Source organism: Paraburkholderia sp. BR10936 (assembly GCF_040965735.1).
In the GTDB taxonomy this organism is placed as follows: Bacteria; Pseudomonadota; Gammaproteobacteria; order Burkholderiales; family Burkholderiaceae; genus Paraburkholderia; species Paraburkholderia nodosa_A.
Genome location: NZ_JBFRCM010000012.1, coordinates 92,275 through 116,572 on the forward strand (window position 1 = coordinate 92,275; position 24,298 = coordinate 116,572).

Annotated in this window: 16 protein-coding genes; 14 read left to right on the forward strand and 2 right to left on the reverse strand. The window is 64.2% G+C overall.

Going from position 1 to position 24,298, the window contains the following annotated elements:
• Positions 1-15 precede the first annotated feature (15 nt).
• The 5 genes from AB4Y36_RS24025 to AB4Y36_RS24045 all read left to right on the forward strand — a co-directional run bounded on the left by AB4Y36_RS24025 (position 16) and on the right by AB4Y36_RS24045 (position 8,702).
• Complete coding sequence (locus tag AB4Y36_RS24025) at positions 16-1,293, forward strand: MFS transporter (protein ID WP_368684296.1); 1,278 nt, start codon at positions 16-18, stop codon at positions 1,291-1,293.
• A gap of 120 nt (positions 1,294-1,413) precedes the next feature.
• Entirely contained in the window at positions 1,414-2,526 is a 1,113-nt protein-coding gene (locus tag AB4Y36_RS24030) for a porin (RefSeq protein WP_069262186.1), read from the forward strand.
• A 399-nt stretch (positions 2,527-2,925) separates the two neighbouring features.
• Positions 2,926-4,161 carry an MFS transporter gene (locus AB4Y36_RS24035; RefSeq protein WP_342948203.1) on the forward strand — a complete coding sequence of 412 codons (1,236 nt, stop codon included), beginning with the start codon at positions 2,926-2,928 and terminating at the stop codon, positions 4,159-4,161.
• Between the two features lie 336 nt (positions 4,162-4,497).
• Positions 4,498-5,742, forward strand: coding sequence for an ABC transporter substrate-binding protein (locus tag AB4Y36_RS24040; protein ID WP_368603263.1), 1,245 nt, complete (start codon positions 4,498-4,500; stop codon positions 5,740-5,742).
• Positions 5,739-8,702 (forward strand): EAL domain-containing protein, encoded by a 2,964-nt coding sequence (locus AB4Y36_RS24045; protein WP_368684297.1) that lies wholly within the window; start codon positions 5,739-5,741, stop codon positions 8,700-8,702. The genes AB4Y36_RS24040 and AB4Y36_RS24045 overlap by 4 nt, the downstream gene beginning before the upstream one ends.
• A gap of 177 nt (positions 8,703-8,879) precedes the next feature.
• Here AB4Y36_RS24045 and AB4Y36_RS24050 read toward each other — a convergent pair whose 3' ends face one another.
• Positions 8,880-9,671 (reverse strand): 3-hydroxybutyrate dehydrogenase, encoded by a 792-nt coding sequence (locus tag AB4Y36_RS24050; protein WP_368684298.1) that lies wholly within the window; start codon positions 9,669-9,671, stop codon positions 8,880-8,882.
• Between the two features lie 24 nt (positions 9,672-9,695).
• A complete protein-coding gene (locus tag AB4Y36_RS24055; protein ID WP_342948202.1) occupies positions 9,696-11,096 on the reverse strand; it encodes a GntP family permease in 1,401 nt (466 codons plus the stop codon).
• 358 nt (positions 11,097-11,454) lie between these two features.
• On the opposite strand from AB4Y36_RS24055, the gene AB4Y36_RS24060 reads away from it, so the two are divergent.
• From AB4Y36_RS24060 to AB4Y36_RS24100, 9 genes are all read left to right on the forward strand, one after another.
• Positions 11,455-12,912 carry a sigma-54 interaction domain-containing protein gene (locus AB4Y36_RS24060; protein ID WP_368684299.1) on the forward strand — a complete coding sequence of 486 codons (1,458 nt, stop codon included), beginning with the start codon at positions 11,455-11,457 and terminating at the stop codon, positions 12,910-12,912.
• 227 nt (positions 12,913-13,139) lie between these two features.
• Positions 13,140-14,042 carry a ribokinase gene (gene rbsK / locus AB4Y36_RS24065; protein ID WP_368684300.1) on the forward strand — a complete coding sequence of 301 codons (903 nt, stop codon included), beginning with the start codon at positions 13,140-13,142 and terminating at the stop codon, positions 14,040-14,042.
• Positions 14,039-14,437: a D-ribose pyranase gene (gene rbsD / locus AB4Y36_RS24070; RefSeq protein WP_368603205.1), complete on the forward strand. Its 399-nt coding sequence runs from the start codon at positions 14,039-14,041 to the stop codon at positions 14,435-14,437. Before rbsK ends, rbsD begins: the two co-directional genes overlap by 4 nt.
• A 10-nt stretch (positions 14,438-14,447) precedes the next feature.
• Positions 14,448-15,956, forward strand: coding sequence for a sugar ABC transporter ATP-binding protein (locus AB4Y36_RS24075; RefSeq protein WP_368684301.1), 1,509 nt, complete (start codon positions 14,448-14,450; stop codon positions 15,954-15,956).
• Positions 15,957-15,999: 43 nt separating this feature from the next.
• Positions 16,000-16,959: an ABC transporter permease gene (locus tag AB4Y36_RS24080; protein WP_368684302.1), complete on the forward strand. Its 960-nt coding sequence runs from the start codon at positions 16,000-16,002 to the stop codon at positions 16,957-16,959.
• Between the two features lie 108 nt (positions 16,960-17,067).
• Positions 17,068-18,030, forward strand: coding sequence for a ribose ABC transporter substrate-binding protein RbsB (gene rbsB / locus AB4Y36_RS24085; RefSeq protein WP_368684303.1), 963 nt, complete (start codon positions 17,068-17,070; stop codon positions 18,028-18,030).
• 196 nt (positions 18,031-18,226) lie between these two features.
• Positions 18,227-19,258: a substrate-binding domain-containing protein gene (locus AB4Y36_RS24090; RefSeq protein WP_368684304.1), complete on the forward strand. Its 1,032-nt coding sequence runs from the start codon at positions 18,227-18,229 to the stop codon at positions 19,256-19,258.
• 123 nt (positions 19,259-19,381) lie between these two features.
• Positions 19,382-21,343 (forward strand): amylo-alpha-1,6-glucosidase, encoded by a 1,962-nt coding sequence (locus AB4Y36_RS24095; protein WP_368684305.1) that lies wholly within the window; start codon positions 19,382-19,384, stop codon positions 21,341-21,343.
• Between the two features lie 100 nt (positions 21,344-21,443).
• Positions 21,444-24,173: a glucosidase gene (locus AB4Y36_RS24100; RefSeq protein ID WP_069262172.1), complete on the forward strand. Its 2,730-nt coding sequence runs from the start codon at positions 21,444-21,446 to the stop codon at positions 24,171-24,173.
• Positions 24,174-24,298 lie beyond the last annotated feature (125 nt).

Genomic DNA, 24,298 nt, shown 5'->3' on the forward strand with positions numbered 1-24,298 from the left:
ACCAAGGAGACAAACGTGACGAGGCAGGCCCAATCACACCATCCGCACGAACCACACGATCTGAAAAACGAACGCAGGACGCTGGTCCTGCTCGCCATCGGCTTCGGTCTGGTCGGGCTCGATCGCTGGATGATCGCGCCGCTCTTTCCCCACATGATGAAAGACCTCAACCTGAGCTACCAGCAGCTCGGCCAGTTGATCGGCATTCTCAGCATTGCGTGGGGCGTGTTCTCGATCCTCATGGGCCGCCTGTCCGACCGCATCGGCCGGCGCAAGATCATGATCGCGGCGATGGTGATGTTCTCGCTGCTCTCCAGCTTCTCGGGTTTCGCGACCGGCTTCGCAAGCCTGCTGCTCATTCGCGCGCTGATGGGCGTCGCGGAGGGCGCGTTCACGCCCACGAGCGTGGCGACGGTAGGCGAGGCCTCGCATCCGTCGCGCCGCGGGCGCAACCAGGGGCTGCAGCTCAGCATGTTCGCGCTGATGGGCCTGGGCCTCGCGCCGATCATCGCGACGCAGTTGCTGCGCGTCGTGCCGTCGTGGCACTGGGTGTTCGCGGTTTCCGCGGTGCCGGGCCTCATCGTGGCCGTGCTGATCGCGACGATGTTGCGTGACGCGCCGCAAATCAAGCCGGTGCACGCGGCGGTTGCGCACGCAACGGGCGGCCCGCGCTGGAGCGCGCTCTTCGCCAGCCGCAACGTCGTGCTAGCCATGCTGGCCACGCTTTGCGCGATGGCGGGCATCTTCGTGATCGGCGCGATGGTGCCCAACTATCTCGTGGACTATCTGCATCTCGACACCGCGCAGATGGGCTTTGTCGTGTCGGCGATCGGCTTCGGCGGCTTTCTCGGCGAGTTCGGCCTTGCCAGTCTCTCCGACGTTGCGGGGCGGCGGCTGACCTCGGTCGCGTCGTTCGCGGGCGCGGCGATTTCGCTGTATGTGTTCGCCCGCATCGGCGCGAATCCGTGGATGCTCTTTGCCGTCCTGTTTGTCGTTTCGTTCTTCGCGCTTGGCATGCTGGGCGTCCTCACCGGGCCGATCGCGACTGAAGCTGCGCCCGCGGGGCTAGTCGCCTCGGCCATCGGCATTACTTCGGGTGCCGGCGAGATTTTTGGCGGCGGCATCGCGCCGGCGATTGCCGGTTATGTCGCGCAGCACGACGGCATTCAGTTCACGCTGCAGTTCGCGCTCGGCGGGCTCATTTGCGGCATCTTCGTTTCGATGTTCCTGATCGAAACCGCACCGCGCGCGCTGGCACGCCGGTCGGCTCCGGTCGCACTGCAATCCGACTGATGTCGCGGTGACGGCGCCCCGGCGCCGTTACGGTTTCCCGAAGTTCGACGATTATTTCAATTAATAAGGTATCCGTAATAAAAGGATGCCGACAAAGAGATCAAGGTAAAGGAGACGTCAATGAAGAGCCTCGCACTGTGGTGCACGGCGGTATCGGTGATGGCTTGCGCCCAGGCACATGCGGAAGGCGGCCCGGCAGGCGACAGCGTGTTGCTGTACGGCATGGTGGACGCGGGCGTGTCGTGGGTCAGCAACCAGGGCGGCCACTCGGTGGTGAAGTTCGACGACGGCATTTTCACGCCGAACCTGCTTGGGATACGCGGGCGCGAAGATCTGGGCGGCGGCTTGCACGCGGTGTTCGATCTCGTCGATCAATTTTCGATGGGGACGGGTTCGATCATCTCGGGTCAAGGGATCTTCGGGCGCAACGCCTACGTTGGCCTCGACAGCGACCAGTACGGCAGGCTCACGATGGGCAATCAATACGACTTCATGACCGATTCGCTGTTTTTCGGCCACGACGACGCGGCGATGGAAGTCGGGGGCCTCTACAACTTCCGCGCGGGCCCGTTTGCGAAGATCGCGATTCCGGGCAACCCACCCTTCGCGCAGCAGTTCGACTGGGACCGCATGGCCGGCGCCACGGTCGAGAACTCGGTCAAGTATCAATCGCCGAAGTTTGCCGGATTCAGCTTCGGCGGCCTGTACGGCTTTGGTGGCATTCCGGGTGCATTCGGACGCGGCAATACGGTCAGTGCCGGCGCGAATTACACCAACGGCGCGTTCGGCATGGCGGCCGCGTACACCGAAGCCAAATATGTGGAGACCGGCGAACCCGATGTCGGCATTCGCAACTGGGGCGTGGGCGCGCACTACGACTTCGGCAAGGTCATGGCGACGCTGCTGGTGACGACCGTGCGCAACACCTTCAACGGCGGCGCCATTGCCCAGGCCGAGGCCGGCGCGAACTGGCTGCTCGCGCCAGACTGGGCGATTGCCGCCGACTACATGTACATGAAGGGCAACGCGTATCTCGACAACAATCACGCGCACCAGATCACGGCCATCGTCGATCACTTCCTGTCCAAGCGGACGGTCGTGTATGTGGAGACCGTGTATCAGCGCACGAACGCCGGGGCTCAGGCGCTGATCAGCGGCGTGCTCGACCCCAACGGTACGTCGAGCGGTCCCAATCAGTTCATCGCCCGCGTTGGCGTGCAGACGCGGTTTTGAACCCAGGCGCCTGCGAGCGCCTCGCTTGACCTGATGGGCCGGTTTTCCGGCAATTCCTCACGGGGCGCTTTCCCGGCGCCCTTAGTCTCCTGTCCAGTGACCAGCAAAGCATCTATTCGATGCCTATATTGTCCCCAGAAAAATATCGTTTATTTTTCCGGCTCTGAAATGACATAATCACCGCCCCGCCGGCCCGCGCGAGGCAGGCCGCGTCACATTCCATTCATAACCCTTTTGTCGACCCCGCTAATCGCAGGGCCGCACGCGATGCTTTATTTGATGTTAATTTAAACGTCATTCCCGATTGACCATTTAAGCGGCGATTTTCCCCATTTTTTGGTGCGAAATTGCCGAACAATGGCTTTTATTATTCGCCACACACAAAACAGTCATCGAAACATGAACGACCGTTCTCCCAATCTCGCGCCCGCGCCGCTCGAAGAGACGACACTGCGCCAGTGGCTGTCAGTCTTGGCCGTGGCGATCAGCGCATTTGCGTTCGTGACGTCCGAATTTTTGCCGGTCGGTTTGCTCACCGAGATCGCCCGCGACCTCGGCGTGACGCCGGGTACTGCCGGACTCATGGTGACCACGCCGGGCGTGATGGCGGCGATCTTCGCGCCGGGCCTGATGATGTTTGCAGGCCGCATGGACCGGCGGCAAGTCTTTCTCCTGCTCACGGCCATGCTGCTCGCGTCGAATATCGTCTCCGCGCTTGCGACGAATTTCGCGTTCATGCTGGTTGGCCGCGCGATGCTCGGCGCGGCGCTCGGCGGATTCTGGACGCTCGCGACTGCAGCGGCGGGCCGCCTCGTGCATACGAGCGACGCCCCGCGCGCAACGGCCATCATCCTGACCGGCGTGACCTTCGCGACGGTGATCGGCGTGCCGCTCGGCACCTTTATCGCGGGTTTCGCGTCGTGGCGCATGTCGTTCTTCGTGACGGGCGGCCTCGTCGCGCTCGCGCTCGTTGCGCAGGCGCTGCTGGTGCCAACGCTTCCTTCCGCCGCCGCATTGCGTCTTGCCGATTTCGCCACGCTGCTGCGTCGCCCGCATGTGCGTCTGAGCATGCTGATGGTGGCGCTCGTGTTCGGCGCGCATTTCTCGACGTACACGTTCATCGCGCCGCTGCTCCAGCAGGACTTCTCGATGAGCGCCATCACGCTGCTGCTGCTCGCGTTCGGCGTGATCGGCTTTTTCTCGAACGCGCTGACTTCGGCGGTCGTTGCCACGCGCCTGAAGCTCGCCGTGGCGACGATGACGGCGCTGCTGTTGTGCGCGCTCGCAGCGATGATTCTGCTCGACCACGTGCGAATTGGCGAGATCGCGGCGATGCTGATGTGGGGCGTGGCGTTCGGCGCGATTCCGCTGTGCTTCTCCGTGTGGATTCAGCGCGGCACGGCCGATCTTGCCGAAGCGGGCTCGGCGATGTTCGTGAGCGTGATCCAGGTGGCGATTGCGCTTGGCTCGTCAGTGGGCGGCACGATCGTGGACCGCGCGGGCATACGTGCCGATCTGGTGCTCGGCTGCGCGCTCGCCGTGTTCGGACTCGTGACGCTGCATCGGCTTGCGGCAATGGAGCGGCCGGCGCGGGTCGCGGCGCTCGAATGCGAATGCAGCCCGTCGCTCGATTGAAACGATCGCAACGATTGATTCGAAAGCGACGCAAGGCGGCGAGCCATCGACCTCGCCGCGCCGCGCTCCGGGTCTGCGCAAAGAGACCCGCTGCTATTGCACCACGTTAGCGCATCGCGCCGCGCTAACGTTTGCGAACGGGCATGATCGTTCGTCCGCAAGGCTCGCCAATTGTCGCGTGCCACGCTCACGCGTAACCCCCTCAAGTGACGCCCGGTTTCGGCCGATATGCAATGTGGTTCCCCTGCGTTCCGCGGGGTCCGCCATTCCCGAACTGAAAGCGAGCGTTACGTGCACGGAATCAAGTTTGCCTGGCTGTGGTCCGGTCTGATCGGCATGCTTTTGCTCCTGGGTTGCGATCAGCAGAACGGCGCCCAGAGCAGCAAGGCCGCGCCGGCACGGACCACCATCACCGCGCTGATCTGGGCGCCGGACTGGCCGGAGGAGATGCTCCAGATCGCCGCCGGGTTCGACAAGCTCAATCCCGATCTGCACGTGAACGTGCAGTTCATGGTCGGCAACTCGATCGAGGAGAACATCAAGCCGCGCGTGGCGGCGGGCACGCTGCCCGACCTCGTCAGCATCAATCCGAACGCCTATGCCGCCGAGCTGGCCGACCAGGGCGTCCTGACCGATGTCCGCCAGAGCGCCGCATGGAAGAACATGCTCGATCCGCTCAAGGCTGACTGGACCAGTCGCGAAGGCAAGGGGTTCGGCATATCGGGCGGCGTGGCGACGACGATGATCTATTACAACCGCGCCATGTTCGCCAAGGCCGGCATCGACACGCTGCCGACGAATTTCGATGAGTTCCTGGCGGTGTGCGCGAGGCTCAAGCAGGCGGGCATGATTCCGGTGATGTGGAGCGGCGGCTTTCCGAACATGCTCGGCAACGGGCCATTCGCTTCAGGCTTTGCCAATGATGTGGTCGCGCGCGAGCCCAACTGGAAAGAGAAAATGGCGGACGGCACGCTGAACCTCGATACGCCGGAGGCGGCCGATATCTTCGCCAAAATCGCATTGATCCCGGAGCGCGGTTACGCGCAGCCGTCGTTCATGACGACGGGGTACGACGAGGGCATTCGCCTTTTCAAGGAAGGCAAGGTGGCGATGGCGTTCCAGGGCAGCTGGTCAGCCGGACTCATGCTGCATGGAAACGATTTCTCGGTGGGCGTGTTCGTGCCGCCCTGGAACGCGCGCGGCGAACGCGTCGTGCCGGTGCTCGGCAGCGAAACGGGCTTTGCCGTTTGCGAAACGCCCAACAAGGCCGCGGCCATGCGTTTTCTGGAATTCATCGCCGGCAAGGGGTTTCCGATTCTTCAGCGGAAACGCCACAACATTTCGCCGTTCCAGAAAGGCATGGGGACCGTGGTGAGCGACGTGGAGATCGTCGACTACACGAACGCGCTCAGCCGTTATCCCGTCACGGCAAGCCCCTATTATTCGTCGCTTCCTTCCAATACGATTGAGCTGGTGCATGAATTGATGCAGGATGTGCTGCTCAGGAAAATTACACCCAGGCAGGCTGCGCAGCGCCTGGATAACTCGGTCAAGACTGAAGCGAAGATGCACTACAAATGAATGCAATCTCCGCACTGCTGCGACGCGCTTTCGACTACCTCTGCCAGGATTTGCTTCGACGCGTCGAGATTCGCTATCGACTGATCGCCGCTTTCATTCTGTTGGCGCTGTTGCCCATTATCATTTCGGGCTGCATTTCCTATGTGAAGTCGATCGCGGCGATCAAGGAAAATGCGGAGATATTTTCGAAAGAGGTGGTGAGGCAGGTTTCGAGAAATGTCGAGCTGCGCATGCACGAGATCGAAACGGAAAGCAATCTTCTCGTGCTTTCGGACCGGGTCCAGGGCGCACTGGCGAGAGCGGCGAGCGGCAGTGCGATGGAGCAGAGCGAGGCGCGCGAGGACATGACGCGTTTGCTGCTCGAGCATTATGGGTCGGTCGATTTCATCAACCAGAAATATTTGCTCGACCAGAAAGACCGGATTCTGGATACGCAGGCATTTGCGCAGTTGACTTCGGGTGTGACGGCGCTCGTCGGCATTGCGGAAGAATCGCATGAACGCACCTACTGGGGCAGCTACGACGATGGCGTGGGCCAGCAGAACCTGGGAATGGTGCGCGCCATCTACAACAAGAGCGACAACGCGAAGATCGGCAGTCTGGTTCTGGTCGTTCGCCCCGAATACTTCTCGACGATTTTCAACGACGTCGCCACGGGCAGCGGAACAGAGATTTACGTATTCGATGCGAGCGACAACAAGATCATCGTGGTTCCGAATCACGCCTCGTCGCCCAACCCGGGCGCCGCGCCCGAGCCCGGCCTGATCGAAGATATCGCGCGCCACCGCGTATCGGGCGAGTCGAGCCGGTTCGTCAATTTCGCGGCAAAGCGCGGCGGGCATTATCTTGCCGCCTACGCGCGCATTCCCGGCACGAGCTGGTTCGTGGTCAGCACGATCGCCGAACGGAATCTCACCGCGGAGGCGCAGGCCGTACGCAACCAGATCGTGGTGGTCGGCATTTCCGGGTTTCTGCTTTCCATTTTCCTTGCCTACTTTATTTCGTACAGCATTTCGGCGCCGCTCCAGGATCTGGTGCGCCGCATGCACGACACTGGCGAGGATGCCGGCGCCGTCGAGGACGATGGCAAGGACGGGGAAGGCCCGCCTGGCGGACCGGACGAACTGGCCCGGCTGGCGCAGCGCTTCGAGCGGATGCGCACGGCGATCAGGCAGAAGATTCACAAGATCAACGAAATCAATGCGTCGCTCGAACAGACTGTCGTCGACCGGACGGCGGAACTCGTCGCCCGCGAACGGGAGTCGCGCACGCTGATCGAGAATTCGCCCGATACGATCACGCGATATGACCGCGAGCTGCGCCGCATCTTCGCCAATCCGGCCTTTTGCACGTCGGCGGGATGCGATCTCGCCAGCGTGCTCGGCAAGCGGCCTTCGGAGCTTCCCGGCGGCGCCAATGCGCTGGTCTACGAAAGGAAGATCGGCGAAGTCATCGCGACGGGAAAAAGCGCCCAGTTCGAACTGCGGTGGGCAGGAAAGGACGGGCAGGAGCAATGCACTCACATTCGCATCACGCCTGAGATCGATCGTTCCGGCCATGTCACTTCGGTGCTGGCAGTCGGTCGCGACCTCTCCGACCGGATGGCGTTCGAGGCGACCATCTGGAAGCAGGCCAATTTCGATGCGCTGACGGGTCTGCCTAACCGGCAGCTCTTTCACGATCGTCTTACCGAGGAGGCCGCGCTCGCGCGCCGTTCGCAAAGGCGCGTGGCCCTGATGTTGATCGACCTCGACCGCTTCAAGGAGGTCAACGACTCGCTGGGGCACGACCGCGGCGACGTGCTGTTGATCGAGGCTGGTCGCCGCATCAGCGCGTGCGTGCGCAATCTGGATACCGTCGCGCGACTGGGCGGCGACGAGTTCACGGTGATCTTGCCCGATCTCGAAGACATGGACGCGGTCGAGCAGACCGTGCGCAATATCAATCGCAAACTGACTGAACCGTTCAAACTCGGCGCGGACGAGGTCTACATCTCGGCGAGCATTGGCGTCACCGTTTTCCCCGACGACACGGTTGAACTCGACGCCTTGTTCAAGAACGCAGACCAGGCCATGTACGCGGCCAAGAATGCCGGACGCAACCGCTTCAGCTATTTCACGCCCGACATGCAGCTGGAGGCGGAAACGCGCTTGCGCCTGACCAGCGACCTGCGTTCAGCGTTGCCTCGCAATCAGCTTCGGCTGGTTTATCAGCCGGTCGTCGACCTGGCAACGGGCCGGGTCTGCAAGGCGGAAGCCCTGTTACGCTGGCTGCATCCGGAGCGCGGCATGATCAGTCCGCTGGAATTCATTCCGCTGGCCGAAGATACCGGCCTGATCATTCCCATCGGCGACTGGGTGTTCAGGCAAGCCGTGCAACAAGCGCGCATCTGGCGTGAGCAATACGATCCGTCGTTCCAGATCAGCGTGAACATGTCGCCGGTGCAGGTCCGCCAGGACAGCACGGTCGGCGTGCGGTGGCATGACTATCTCGATCGCGAGGGCATGCCGGGGCAAAGCGTGGTGGTGGAAATCACCGAGGGGCTGCTGCTGCAGGCCGAATCGAATATCGACGAGCGGTTGCTCGATTTCCGTCTGGCGGGCATAGGCATCTCGATCGACGACTTCGGCACGGGCTATTCCTCGCTGGCCTATCTCAAACGCTTCGACATTGATTACCTGAAAATCGATCGGTCGTTTGTCCAGAACCTCAGCGTGGACGAAAACAATCAGGTGCTATGCGAGGCGATGGTGGTGCTCGCACACAAGCTGGGAATCCAGGTCATCGCCGAAGGCGTGGAAACCGTCGAGCAACGGGATTTTCTCAAGTCGATGGGCTGTGATTTCGCGCAGGGCTATTTGTACTCCAGACCGATCGAACCCGAGCAGTTCGAACAGGTGGTTTGGTCATTGATCGCGGAAGGCGCGGCGGCCGGGCAGGAGCGAAGCAATCGCAAATGAATCGATACGGCAGCATCGTATCGACTCACTGCGGAACGATACGAAATAATCAGCCAGCATATAAATCGGCGCGCTCAGGTGTTCTGTACGAAGACGTACGGAATACGCACGCCATGAAACTGCGGCGCATGGCGCGCGATTGACGCGTCGTACGTCGTTCGCGCGCCGCTGCCGTTTTTACTGCGCGAGCCAGCCGCCATCCACCTTGAGTTCGGCGCCGCGCATCTCGTTCGCCGCTTCCGAGCACAGGAAGGCCGCTACGCCACCGATTTGCTCGACCGTCGCAAAGCTTGCCGACGGTTGCTTTTCGCCGAGCAGTTTCAGCGTGGCGTCTTCGACGGAGATGGCCTCGCGGTGAGCCAGGTCATCGATCTGCTTCTGTACGAGCGGCGTGAGCACCCAGCCCGGACAGATCGCGTTGACGGTCACGCCGCTGCGCGCGGTTTCCAGTGCGGCGACCTTGGTGAGCCCGATCACGCCATGCTTGGCCGCGACATAGGCCGACTTGCCGACCGAGCCCACGAGCCCATGTACCGACGCGATATTGATCACGCGTCCCCAACCCGTTGCGCGCATGATGGGAAGCGCTGCGCGCGTCGCGTGAAACGTCGCGCTCAGATTGATCGCGATGATCTGGTCCCAGCGATCCACCGGGAAGTTCTCGATCGTTTCGACGTACTGAATGCCCGCGTTGTTGACGAGAATATCGAGCCCGCCGAACGTGCTTGCCGCGAAAGTCACGAGGGCTTCGATCTCGGCAGGACGGCTCATGTCCGCGTTGTGATGCACGGCGCGCACGCCGGTCGCTTCGATTTGCGCGAGCGCGGCCGCCGGATCGCCGAAACCGTTCAGGACGATATTGGCGCCAGCGCGAGCCAGCGCCGTCGCAATGCCGAGACCGATGCCGCTGGTCGAACCGGTGACGACGGCGGTCTTTCCGGCGAGGGAGAGCGTGTTGGGGAGATGCATGGGTGGGCCTGGTGTAGTTGCCGGTTAGACGATGCCGGTCAGGTAGAACACGGCGATGACGAAGAAGACCGCGAGCGTTTTGATGATCGTCACCGCGAAAATGTCGCGATACGACTCGCGGTGCGTGAGGCCCGTAACCGCGAGCAGCGTGATGACCGCGCCGTTGTGCGGCAGCGTATCCATGCCGCCGCTCGCCATTGCCACCACGCGGTGCAGCACTTCCATCGGGATGTGCATGGCCTGCGCGGTCTTGATGAAGGTGTCCGACATGGCGGCGAGCGCGATGCTCATGCCGCCCGATGCGGAACCCGTGATACCCGCGAGCGCCGAAACCGACACGGCCGCATTCACGAGCGGATTCGGAATGGCCTTGAGCGCATTGCCGACCACGAGGAAGCCGGGCAGCGCCGAGATCACGCCGCCGAAGCCGTACTCGGATGCCGTATTGAGCGTGGCGAGCAGCGCGCCGCTCACTGCGGCCTTCGTGCCGGTCGCGAAGCGTTCCTTCACGCGGCCGAACGCCGTCACGATGACGAGCAGAATGCCGAGCAGCAGTGCGCCCTGCACGGCCCAGATGGCGACGACGCTCTTCACGGCCACCGTCACGGGCGCGTGCATGCCGGGCAGCACGTCGGGCGCGACGGTGAAGCTTTCGCCGTACCACTGCGGAATCCACTTCGTCAGCAGGAAGTTGGCGACGCCAACGAGCACGAGCGGCGCGATGGCCAGCGCCGGATGCGGCAGATTGCCGGTCTCGACGCGCTCCGGTTCGTTCACGAGCGACGTGCCATAGCCTTCGCCCTTCGCCATGGCGCTGCGGCGGCGCCATTCGAGGTACGTGAGACCGACCACGATGATGAAGATCGAGCCGATCACGCCGAGCCAGGGCGCGGCCCACGCGGTGGTCTTGAAGAACGTCGTGGGAATGATGTTCTGGATCTGCGGCGTACCGGGCAGCGAATCCATCGTGAACGTGAACGCGCCGAGCGCGATCGCACCGGGCATGAGGCGCTTCGGAATGTTGCTCTGGCGATAGAGTTCGGCGGCGAACGGATACACCGCGAACACCACGACGAAGAGCGAGACGCCGCCATACGTGAGCAGCGCGCAGACCGCGACGATCACGGCATTGGCGCGCGAGCGGCCAATGTAGCGGATCGCGGCGGCCACGATCGCCTCGGAGAAGCCGGATAGTTCGATGACCTTACCGAACACGGCGCCGAGCAGGAAGACGGGGAAGTAGAGCTTGACGAAGCCGACCATCTTTTCCATGAAGATGCCGGAAAACACGGGGGCGACGGCGGAGGGATCGATCAGCAGCACGGCGCCCAGTGCGGCGATGGGCGCAAAGAGAATGACGCTGTAGCCGCGGTAGGCCACGAACATCAGGAACGCCAAAGCGGCGATCACAATCACAAAGGACATCTTGTCTCCAGTTGGTTTATTCGTGCAGGTCTGTTTGTTGTTCGCGCGCGCCGAAGCCGGCGCGACCGCGCAATAGAGCACGATGTGTGCCAGCGGACGGAGAGCCTTGCGCGAAGCGGCGGGCGAACCCGCTGCGCGGGGCGCAGGGGTGCGCCGGGATGCTTGCGGCGGCTGCGAGTCGCAAAACTGAGACGAGTTAGGCGAAGAAAGCGCGGCGCCGCTTGCCATCCCCGCGCGCCAAGCCGGGAAATTTCAGGGGACGTGGCGCAATCTCATTTCTGGGATAATGCGTCCCGCAAATGAGAATCCACTGGTCGTGACGGGCTACGTCAGGGCCGCGATCCAGGAAAAGCACCGAATGGAAATCGAAACGACCGCGCTGCTGGCCGACTACGACCACGTGCGCAAGCTGGCGATGCAATCGCTCTTTCGATCACTCGACAAGTTCAGCGAAGGCACCGTGATCGTCGATCGCAACGCGCGCGTGGTGTGGATCAACCGGGACTACGCGGCGCGCTTCGGCTTTGACGACCCCACAGCCGTGATCGGTCTCGATTGCGAAGCCGTCATTCCGAACAGCATGATGCGCGACGTCGTGAAGGGGGGCGAGCCCATTCTGCTCGACATTCTCGAGACCGATCGCGATCCGATCGTCGTCACGCGTTTGCCGATCAAGGACGACAACGGCGAGACGATCGGTGCTGTCGGCTTCGTGCTGTTCAACGAACTCAAGGGACTGTCGCCGCTCTTTAGCCAGTACGCACGGCTGCGAGCCGAACTGATCAGCACGCGTCAGTCGCTCGCGCAGGTGCGTCGCGCGAAGTACAGCTTTTCGAGCTTGATCGGCACGAGCGCCGCAAGCCTCGAAGTGAAGCGCCAGGCGCGCCGGGCCGCGCGTCTCGCCTCGCCGGTGCTGTTGCTTGGCGAAACCGGCACGGGGAAGGAGTTGCTCGCGCACGCCATCCACGGCGCGTCCGGACGCGCGGACAGTCCGCTCGTGACGGTGAACGTCGCGGCGATTCCCGACACGCTGCTGGAACTGGAATTCTTCGGCGCGGAGGCGGGCGCGTACACCGGCGCGGAGCGCAAGGGGCGCATCGGCAAGTTCGAGCTGGCTCAGGGCGGCACACTCTTTCTCGACGAGATCGGCGACATGCCGCTCGCGCTGCAGGGCAAATTGCTGCGGGTCTTGCAGGAGCAGGAGTTCGAGCCGCTCGGCTCGAATCGCATCGTGCGCACCGACGTGCGCATCATCGCGGCGACCTCGGCGGATCTGCCCGCACTCGTGGCGCAGGGCCGGTTTCGTGCGGACCTCTACTACCGGCTCAACGTACTAATGATTCGTGTGCCGCCGCTGCGCGAGCGCCTGGCGGACATCGAGGCGATGGCGTATTCGATTCTCGACAAGCTCGCGGTGGAGAGCGGCGCGGGGCATCTCGAACTCGACAAGGACGCGCTCGCGGTGCTGTGTGCGTATGGCTGGCCAGGCAACGTGCGTGAGCTGCGCAATACGCTCGAGCGCGCGGTGTTGCTATCGGACAGCGAGCGCATCGATGCGCGCTCGCTCGCGCGCTTCATCGGCGATGGGCGCGGGCAGCGCCGCGACGAAGAGACGGGCACTCAGCACGATACGCAGGACGACACTGGCGTGCCGCAGTATCAGCAGTACGACGAAGCAATGCGCGATTACGAACGCCGCTTCCTGACCGAAGCGTTACGCGCGGCCGGCGGCCAGGTGACGAAAGCCGCCGCGCAGATCGGCATGGCGCGCGCGACGCTGTACCGGCGGATCGTCGCGCTAGGTATCGAGGTGTGATGCGCAAGAATCGCGTCGCGGGCCACCACCGCGCCGGATTCGTATAGAGCCGGTGCCCCACTACGGCCGGCCCACCAGTAATCGGGGACATATTGTCCTGCGCATCCGGTTATACCCTGGGTCTATTTCACACGCGTGAGCACTCTGGTATAACTGCGCTCCCAAGCTGATTACGTTTTAGCACGGCAAAAAACCGCAGGCGCGGCAAGCCGTCGAAAGGGAGTGCAATGGCGCGCGTAGTGGTGGTGGGCAGCATCAACATGGACATGGTCGTCACGACCGACACGTTTCCCCGGCTCGGCGAGACGCTGTTCGGCACGCATTTTTCGACCCATCCGGGCGGCAAGGGCGCGAACCAGGCGGTCGCGGCGGCGCGCCTTGGCGCCGAGGTGACGATGATCGGCTGCGTCGGCGCCGATGCGTTCGGCGGCGAGATGAAAGCGACGCTGGCGCGCGAAGGCGTCGATATCGCGCATGTGAGCACGGGGCGCGAGGCGACCGGCATCGCGTCGATCACACTCTCGGGCGGCGATAACGCGATCATCGTCGTGCCCGGCGCGAACCACGAGCTTTCGCCCGAAGACATCGACCGTGCAAGCACCGCGATCGCGCAGGCCGACGTCGTGCTCGCCCAACTCGAAGTGCCCTACGCAACGGTGCTGCACGCCGCGCGGCGCGCTCGCGAACACGGCAAGCCGTTCTTTCTCAATCCCGCGCCCGCAGTCGAACTGAGCGGCGAACTGCTCGAACTGACTACGCTGCTCACGCCCAACGAGCATGAACTCGCCACCGCGCTGCAAACGCCGGAAGGCGCGTGGGCCGAGGTCATCGCGCGCTCGCCCATGCGCATCGCCATGACCCACGGCAAAGACGGCGCGTACTACGCCGATGCCAATGGCGCGCTCGTGCATCAGCCGGGATTCACCGTCGAAGCCGTCGATACGACCGGCGCCGGCGACACCTTCAACGGCGCACTCGCGGCGTTCTGGCATCTCGGCATTGGCGAGGCCGTGCGGCGCGCGAACGCGGCAGGCGCGCTCTCGGTGACGCGCGCCGGTGCGCAGGGCGGCATGCCCACGCTCGCCGAGCTCGAAGCCTTTCTGAACACGCAAGCCCGAGATTCGCAGTGAAAAAACACGGACATCTGAATCGCGACATCGCACGCGTGCTCGCGCGCATGGGCCACACCGATAGCCTCGTGATCGCCGACTGCGGCCTGCCCATTCCCGACGGTGTGGAATGCATCGACGTTTCGCTCGCGGTGGGCGTGCCCGACTTCTTCGCCGTGCTCGACAGCGTGCTCGCCGACTTCAAGGCCGAGCGCGCGGTGTTCGCGAGCGAGGCGCAGACGCATAACGCGGCCGTGGTGGCGCGCAGCCGCGAGATGGCCGCCACGCACATCGCCGTGGAAACCGTGCCGCACGAAGAATTCAAGCGCCGCTGCCGCGAGGCGAAGGCGGTGATCCGCACCGGCGAGTGCAGCCCCTACGCGAATGTGATTTTGCATTCGGGCGTGATCTTCTGAGAGGTCCAGGATGCAAGTGATGATGCAGGGGATCGGCAAGGCGTTCGGTCCGGTTCGGGTGCTCGAAGGCGTCGAATTCCACATCGAGGCGGGTGAGATCCACGCGCTGATGGGCGAGAACGGCGCCGGCAAATCGACACTCATGAAGATCCTGAGCGGCGTGTATCAAGCCGATGCAGGCGAGATCCTCGTCGATGGGCGCGCGGTGCAGATCCGCAGCACCGTCGAGGCCGAACGCGCGGGCATTGCCATCATTCACCAGGAATTGAACCTCATCGCGCAGTTGACGGTGATGGAGAATCTGTTCCTTGGCCGCGAGCCGAGCCGCTTCGGCATGGTCGATGTCGCGACGATGCGTAAAGAGGCGCGCAAGTGGCTCGACAAGGTCGGCGCGCAGCGTATCGATCCGCAGACCGAAGCAGGGCTGCTCTCCATCGGTCAGCAGCAACTCGTGGAAATCGCCAAGGCGCTGTCGCTGAACGCGCAAGTCCTCGTGATGGACGAGCCGACCGCCGCGCTCACGAACCGCGAAATCGAAACGCTCTTCGAGATCATGCAGTCGCTCAAGGCGAGCGGAGTGGCGATCGTCTACGTTTCGCACCGCATGGAAGAGATATTCCGCGTGTGCGACAAGATCAGCGTGCTCCGTGACGGCCATTTCGTCGGCGAACGCGCGATTCGCGACACCGGTTTCGACGAGATCGTGCGCCTGATGGTGGGGCGCGAGATCGGCGAGCGTTTTCCGAAACGCAGCCATGCACCGGGCGACGTGCGCATGCGCGTGGCCGGTCTGGCGGATGAAGGCCATATCGAAGGCATTACGTTCGACGTGCGCGCGGGCGAGGTGCTCGGTATCGCCGGACTCATGGGCGCCGGGCGCAGCGAGATCCTGCGCACGCTGTTCGGCGCGAACCGCAAGAGCGCGGGCACGGTCACGCTCGACGGCAAGCTGCTCGAGGTGCGCGACGCGTCCAGCGCGATTGCGGCGGGCATTGGCTTCGTTACGGAAGACCGCAAGCGTCAGGGGCTCGTGCTCGGCATGTCGGTGCGCGAAAACGCGACGCTCGTGCATCTGGACCAGTACGCGACCCTCGGCTTCGTCAACGAGCGCGCGGAGCACAGCGCCGTCGACGGCCTCATCGAGCAGTTGCGCGTGCGTACGCGCGACGCCGAACTGGACGTCAAGGCGCTTTCGGGCGGCAACCAGCAGAAGGTCGTGTTCGCGAAGTGGCTGGCGCAGCCGCCGAAGGTGCTGCTGCTCGACGAGCCCACGCGCGGCGTGGACGTGGGCGGCAAAGCCGAGATCTACACGATCATCAATCAGCTCGCGGCGCAGGGCGTCGCCATCGTGATGGTGTCGTCCGAGTTGCCCGAAGTGCTGGCCATGAGCGACCGCATTCTCGTCATGCATCAGGGGCGCCAGAACGGCATCTTCGAGGCGGCCACGGCCACTCAGGAACTGATCATGACGGCGGCAGCCGGCGGCCAGGCGAGCGCTGCGCAAGCCGTGGCGGTCTGAGCGAAGGCGCTTACTCATACACTACAAACTAGCGAGACATGACATGTCGCAAGTGACCCTTACCCCCGGCAGCCGGGCGACGCTGCAAAAGCTCGGACCCTTCGTAGCACTGCTGATCATCTCCGTGGCGCTCTCGATCGTGAGCCGCGATTTCCTCACGCTCGACAACCTGCTCAACGTGATGCGCCAGGCGTCGATCAACGCGCTGATCGCGTTCGGCATGACGCTCGTGATTCTGCTCGGCGGCATCGATCTCTCGGCGGGCTCCGTGCTCGCGCTTTCCTCGGTGATCATCGCGACGCTGCTGAGCACGGGCACGCCCGCTATCGTCGCGACGCTCGCCGGCCTCGTGGCTGGCGGCCTGATGGGCTTCGCCAACGGACTCGTCATCAGCAAGGGCAAGGTCGCGCCGTTCATCGCCACGCTCGGTTCGATGACGGTGCTGCGCGGCCTCGCGCTCGTCGTGTCGAACGGCAGCCCGATCAGCAGCTTCAACAGCGACTTCTTCTCGCTGCTGGGCGGCGGCTATGTCGCGCGCCTCGTGCCGATTCCCGTCGTGCTGATGCTCGTGATGTTCGGCGTGTTCTGGGTGCTGCTGCGCAAGACCGTGTTCGGCCGCCATATCTACGCGACGGGCGGCAATGCCGAATCGGCGAAGCTTTCGGGCGTGAAAGTCGATCGCATCCAGCTGTGGGTGTACACGATCGCGGGCGTCATGTCGGCGCTCGCGGGCGTGGTGCTGACTTCGCGCCTGAACTCCGCGCAGCCGACCGCGGGCACGGGCTACGAGCTCGACGCCATCGCAGCGGTCGTGCTGGGCGGCACGAGCCTCACGGGCGGTCGCGGCTGGATCTTCGGCACGCTCGTGGGCGCGCTGCTGATCGGCGTGCTCAACAACGGCCTGAACCTGCTCGACGTGTCGTCGTTCTATCAGCAGGTCATCAAGGGCATCGTGATCCTGCTCGCCGTGCTGATCGATCGCGGCAACAAGAAGTCGTCGTAATCCCCCAGGCTGCGCCACGCTCGAATCGCGTGGCGCGGCAGTTTGGCATCAATAGTTATCCTGAGTTGTATATCTCCACACACTCCACATATAACGAGGAGGAAGACTATGAATAAGCACAATTCGCCGTCGATATCGAAACTCTTTGCGGCGCTCGCTGCCGGTTCGCTCGTGCTGGGCCTCACGGCCTGCTCGAAGGAAGGTCCGGGCAGCACGGCCGATGCTGGCGCGTCGGCGGCGCCGGCTTCGGGCGGCGCGGTCACAGTCGGCCTGTCGATCTCGACGCTCAACAATCCGTTCTTCGTCTCGCTCAAGAAAGGCGCCGAAGACGAAGCGAAGAAGGATGGCGTGACGCTCATCACCGTCGACGCGCAGAACGATCCGGCGAAGCAGCAGGCGAGCGTGGAGGACCTGATCGAGAAGAAGGTCAACGTCATCCTCATCAACCCGACCGATTCTTCGGCCGTGGCCAACGTCGTGAAGGAAGCGACGAGCAAGGGCATCAAGGTGATTTCGCTCGACCGCAGCGTGAACGGCGCGGAAGTCAGCTCGCATATCGCTTCGGACAACAAGGCAGGCGGCAAGATGGCTGCCGGTTTTCTCGCCGACAAGTTGGGCGGCAAGGGCAACATCGTCGAGCTGCAGGGCATTCCGGGTTCGTCGGCGGCCAACGAGCGCGGCGCCGGTTTCGACGATGAAATCGCGGCAAAGGGCGGCGTGAAGATCGTCACGAAGCAGCCCGCCGACTTCGATCGCGCCAAGGGCCTTTCGGTGATGGAAAACATCATCCAGAGCAACAAGGACATTCAGGGCGTGTTCGCGCAGAACGACGAAATGGCGCTGGGCGCGGTCAAGGCGCTGCAGGCTGCGGGCCTGAAGAACGTGGCCGTGGTCGGCTTCGACGCCACCGACGACGCGATCGCCGCGGTCAAGTCCGGCCAGATGGCCGCGACCGTGCAGCAGCAGCCCGAACTGATCGGCCAGTATGGCGTGCAGGCCGCGAAGAAGGTGGTCGACGGTCAGCCGGTCGACAAGTTCATCCCGGTGCCGCTGAACCTGTACAAGCAGTAAGCACGTTTTCAGGCGCGCGCGAGCGTAGTACCATCGGACGCGAAGACTTCGCGACCGCGCGCACTTGAGAGTGACTGCGCGCCCCGTGCCACACGGGGCGCTTCGTTTTGGGCCTTGCCCTGGCTCGCAGCCGCGTCGCCCGCTCTTCGCTCCCGCGTTCACCCGATCCCCAACTCACATCCAGCAGGAACGCCGCGTGTCCCAGTTCGAGCGTCTGACTATCGACGACATTGCCCGCCTCGCGGAGGTTTCGCGGACCACGGCCAGCATGGTGCTCAACGGCAATGCCGAGCGCTACCGCATCTCGGCGGCCACGGTCGAGCGTGTGCTGCAGGTGGCGAGGGACCATCATTTCACGCCGTCGCAATCGGCGCGCGCGCTGCGCTCGCGGCGCAGCAACACGATCGGCCTCGTGATTCCCGATCTGACCAACTCGGCGCACGCCGCGCTCGCCCAGGCCATGGAATGGCAATGCCGCGAGCGCTACCGTTATCAGCTCGTGATCGTGACGAGCGACGAAGATCCGGTGCGCGAGACCGAGGGTCTTGCGCATCTGGTCGCGCAGCAGGTGGATGGCGTGGTGGTCGTCCCGTGCACGGCCGAAGCGCCGCGCTACGACAAGTGGGTGAAGCGTCTGCCGATCGTGTTCGCCGACCGCCGCGTGGCGACGAGCGCGATTCCCTATGTAATTACCGACGCCGCTGAAACGGTGGCGGCTCTGGTGGGCGAGACGATCGAACAGGGCGCACGGGAAGTAGTGTTCTTCGGTGGCCAGCCGGAACTTTCCCCGAGCCGCGACCGCCTTGCGGGCTATCGGCTCGCGCTAGAGCGGCACGGCATTGCGGAGCAGGCCGACTGGGTGTATCAGCGCGATTACCAGCGAGAGTCGGGCTATGCGCTGATGAAGGCCTGGTTCGAAGCCCATGGGCGCTACCCCGAGGCGCTGTTCGCCGGTTCGATCACGCTGCTCGAAGGCTTGCTGGAGTTCGTGAACGAAGCGCATCAACTGGCCGAGGCGCCGGGCCGCGTGATGACCTTCGACGATCATCAACTGCTCGACTGCCTGCCGCTTCGCATCGACGCCATCGTGCAGGACAGCGCGCAACTCGCGGAACATAGCCTGCGTTGCGTGTTTTCACTGCTCGAAGGCGAAGGCGCGCCCGAGTCCATTCAGGTGCCCGCGCAGATCCATTACCGGCAGCGGCGCGGGCGGCCCGAGCCCCGCTAACCCTGCACGCACGTAAACAATTTCGCGATGTTCACGTCGCCCGCGTCTTTCGACTCGCTTTCTGGCTGCTCCGCGCCGACGGGAGTATCGTTGCGCAGATGATCCACGAGGGTAGGACAACCGATGACGCGTCTTCACAGCCCCATCGATGCGCAGCGCCTCGACGACGAATGGCTCGAAGCGGACGGCGCCGGCGGATTTGCATCCGGCACAGTCGGCACCGCGCGTACGCGCCGCTACCACGCGCTGCTGCTCACGGCTATGCAGCCGCCCACGAACCGCGTGGTGCTCGTCAACGGCATCGAAGCCTGGCTCGAGGACGGGGAGCGCAAGACCGCGCTGACGATGCAGCGCTACGCCCCCGATCTGCTCTATCCCGATACCTCGGGGCGCATCGCGAGCTTCGACACCTCGCCGTGGCCCACGTGGTGCTACCGGCTGGACGGCGGCGCCGTGCTCACGGCGGAAGTGTTCTTGGCGAAGGCGAGCCGCGAAACCGTGCTGCGCTGGCGGCTCGATGCACCCTCCGGGGCTGGCGTTGCCGTGCTGAAAGTCCGCCTGCTGATCTCGGGCCGCGACTATCACGGGCTGCACCACGAGAACCCCGCGTTCGACTTCAACGCCCAGATCGACGGCGAGCACGTGCGCTGGCAACCGTACGGCGATCTGCCCGCCATCGTCGCGCGCTCCAACGGCTGCTATACGCATGCGCCGGACTGGTACCGCAACTTCTGCTACCCGCGCGAACGCGAGCGAGGGCTCGACTACATCGAGGATCTCGCGACGCCAGGCGTATTCACGTTTGACCTGGGCATAGGCGATGTGGTGATACTGTTGCACGCGCAACCATCTTCGGGTGTGCCGGATGCCTCGCTCGACAGCAACGATAGCGCGGCGAGCCGCGCGCAGCTGCTCGTCGGCATCGAAGAAGCGCGCCGGGCGTCGCTCGGCTCGCGTCTGCAGCGTTCGGCCAATGCCTATGCCGTTGCACGCGGCGAGGGCCGTACGATCGTCGCGGGCTATCCGTGGTTCACCGACTGGGGCCGCGACACGTTCATCGCCATGCGTGGCCTGCTGCTCGCGAACGAGCGCTGCGAGGAGGCGGGCGCGATCCTGCTCGAATGGGCGGCGACCGTTTCTGAGGGCATGCTGCCAAACCGTTTTCCCGACGCAGGCGGCGCGCCCGAATACAACTCCGTCGACGCATCGCTGTGGTTCGTCGTGGCGGTGCACGACTACTTTGCGGCCGGGAACGTGCCGCACGAAGCGCGGCGTGCGCTCCAGGGCGCCGTCGACGCCATCCTCGAAGGCTATGCGCGCGGCACGCGCTACGGGATCGCAGCCGATCCGCGCGACGGCCTGCTGCGAGCGGGCGTGCCGGGCGTGCAGCTCACCTGGATGGATGCGAAGGCGGGCGACTGGGTGGTCACGCCGCGCATCGGCAAGCCGGTGGAAATACAGGCGCTGTGGATCAATGCGCTGCGCATCGCCGCGGCGTGGGATACGCGCTGGCGCGAATTGGAAGCGCGCGCAAGCGCCTCGTTTGCCGGGCGCTTTGTCGATCCGTCGACGGGCGCGCTGTTCGACGTGGTCGATCTCGATCACGTGGACGGTACGGTCGATTGCTCGATTCGGCCGAACCAGATCTTCGCGGCGGGCGGTCTGCCGTTCGCGCTGCTCGAAGGCGATGCGGCGCGCGCGGTCGTGGCGCAGGTCGAAGCCAACCTGCTCACGCCCATGGGGCTGCGCACGCTCGCGCCGTCTGACCGCGCGTATCGCGGGCAGTACCGTGGCGAGGTGCTGCAGCGCGACGGCGCCTATCATCAGGGCACCGTCTGGCCCTGGTTGCTCGGCCCCTTCGTGGATGCCTGGCTGCGCGTGAACGGCGATACCGCGGCGCAGTGCGCGCTCGCTCGCGAGCGGTTCGTCACGCCGCTGCTCGCGCATCTCGACCGCGCCGGGCTCGACCATGTTTCCGAGGTCGCCGATGGCGATGCGCCGCACCGGCCTGGCGGCACACCGTTCCAGGCATGGTCCCTCGGCGAATTGCTGCGCATCCTCAAACGGCTCGGCGATGGCGGCTAGCGCCTACCCGTAGCGCGGCGCATGCGCCCGGCGGCCAAACCGCGCTAGCATGGGAGATTCGCCGCGCCACGCTCCACCGTGGCGGCCCCAATTCAAGGAGATGCCCATGCTGCAGCGCGCCGCCGGCCTCATCCACACGGTTGAAGGTCAACGCCTGTACTCGGCCGATTACGCCCGCTGGCAGCGCTGGGGACCGTACCTCAGCGAGCGCCAGTGGGGCACCGTGCGCGAGGATTACAGCGAGCACGGCACCGCGTGGGATTATTTCCCGCATGACCACGCGCGCATGCGCGCCTATCGCTGGGGCGAAGACGGCCTGGCCGGATTCGGGGACGAGCGGCTGGACTGGTGTTGTTCGCTCGCGCTGTGGAACGGCCTCGACCCGATTTTGAAGGAGCGTCTGTTCGGTCTGACGAATCAGGAAGGCAATCATGGCGAGGACGTGAAGGAGCTGTACTTCTACCTCGACAGCACGCCGACGCATTCGTACATGCGCATGCTTTACAAGTACCCGCAGGCGGCGTTTCCCTACCAGGACCTGGTCGACGAAAACGCGCGGCGCGGCGCCGGCTTGCCCGAATACGAAATCCTCGACACGGGCGCATTCGATGATCAGCGTTATTTCGATGTGCAGATCGAATATGCCAAGCACACGCCGGAAGACATCGTTATGCGCGTGACAGTCGAGAACCGCGCCGGGCAGCACGCATCGATCGACGTGTTGCCGCAGTTCTGGGCGCGCAACACGTGGTCGTGGAAGGCCACAGGCAGCAAGCCGTCGCTCGCGCTCGTTTCGTCCGCCGAGGGCGAGCATGTCGTCGCGCACTGCGGCACGCACGAGCCGCTCGTCGTGACGGCTGCCGCACAAAGAGGCGAGCGCGTCGAGTGGCTGTTTTGCGAGAACGAGACCAACGTGAAGCGCCTGTTCGGCATGGACGGCGCCGGTCCATTCAAGGACGGCTTCGACGACTATGTCGTGCACGGCAATAACGACGCGATCCGGCGCGACGCGGGCACGAAGGCGGCCGCGCGCGTGCATCTCGAGATCGCGGCGCACGGGCGCGCAGTCGTCACGTTCCGCTGGCGTCCGCTATCCGCGCCGAAGGAGGACGTAGCGCTCGACATCGACGGCCTGTTCGCGCAGCGCATTGCCGAGGCGGACGCGTTCTACGACGCGCTGCAGCGCGACATCGAAAGTGCCGACGCGCGGCTCGTGCAGCGCCAGGCGCTGGCGGGCATGCTGTGGTCGAAGCAGTATTACCAGTACGACGTGAACCGCTGGATGACAGGCGACCCGCTGCAGCCGACACCGCCCGCCGCGCGCCAGCGCGGGCGCAACGCGGACTGGCGGCATCTATGCAACGCGGACATCCTCTCGATGCCGGACAAATGGGAGTACCCGTGGTACGCATCGTGGGACCTCGCGTTTCAGGCGGTCGCGTTCGCCCTGGTCGATCCGATGTTTGCAAAGAAGCAGATGCTGCTGCTCGTGAAGGACCGCTATCAGCATCCCAACGGCCAGTTGCCCGCCTACGAATGGGCGTTCGGCGACGCGAATCCGCCCGTGCACGCGTGGGCCGCATGGCGCGTGTACGAGATCGATCGCGCGATCACCGGCAAGGCTGACCGGGATTTCCTCGAACTTGTCTTCCACAAGCTGCTGCTGAATTTTTCCTGGTGGGTGAACCGCAAGGATGCGGACGGCCACAACATCTTCCAGGGCGGCTTCCTGGGACTCGACAACGTCGGCATCTTCGACCGTTCGTCGCCGCTGCCGACAGGCGGACATCTCGATCAGGCGGACGGCACCGCATGGATGGCGGCCTACGCCCTGGACCTGATGCGCATCGCGCTCGAACTCGCGTTCGCGAACCATGTGTTCGTCGATATCGGCGTGAAGTTCTTCGAGCACTTCCTGTATATCGCGGGCGCGGTGAGTTGCGACGACGGTTGCGAGACGGGCCTGTGGGACAGCGTGGACGAGTTCTTCTACGACAAGCTGAGGCTGCCCGACGGCACCAGCGTGCCGCTGCGGATGCGCTCGATCGTCGGGCTGATTCCCTTCTTCGCGGTGCGCGTGCTGGAGGAGCGGGTACACGGCGGCCTGCCGGGGCTGCGCGAGCGGCTGGTCTTTTTCCTCCAGCACCGGCCCGACCTTGCCCGCCTCGTGTCGCGCTGGAACGAACCTGGCAAGGGCAATTCCTTGCTGCTCTCGCTATTGCGCGGGCACCGGATGAAAGCGCTGCTTCGGCGTATGCTCGACGAAGCCGAATTTCTCTCGGATCACGGCGTGCGTGCGCTCTCTCGCGCCCATCTCGACGAGCCTTTTGTTTACCGGCACAACAGCTGCGACTTCCGCGTCAGATACCTCCCCGCCGAATCGGACTCGCGCGTGTTCGGCGGCAATTCGAACTGGCGCGGCCCGGTGTGGATGCCGGTCAACTATCTGCTGATCGAGTCGCTGTATGAATTTCACCGCTACTACGGCGACGATTTTCGCGTCGAGTATCCGACCGGCTCAGGCAAGAAGCTTTCGCTCGCGCAGATCGCCGACGAGCTGGCGCGTCGCGTCACGACGCTCTTTCTGCTCGACCGCAACAACGAGCGCCCGGTGATGGGCGCTTACCCGCTGCTGCAGGCCGATCCGCGCTGCCGCGATCTCGTGCTGTTTCACGAGTACTTCCACGGCGACAACGGGCGCGGCGTCGGCGCATCGCACCAGACCGGCTGGACAGGCCTCGTCGCGCTGATGCTGCAGCCGCGCATGATGAGCCCCTCGGGCAACGTGCCCGTGGCGGGCGAGGTCGAAGACGCGGAGGCGGTGAAGTAAGCGCGCGTTCCCAGGTGTCCGGTGCGAACCGGCACTCCCCCTGTCGGAGCGTTGGCCCGGCGATAACACCTGCGACGCGCGAAATTCGCAAACATCGCCCAAAACGCCCGGCAGTAAAGCGTTTG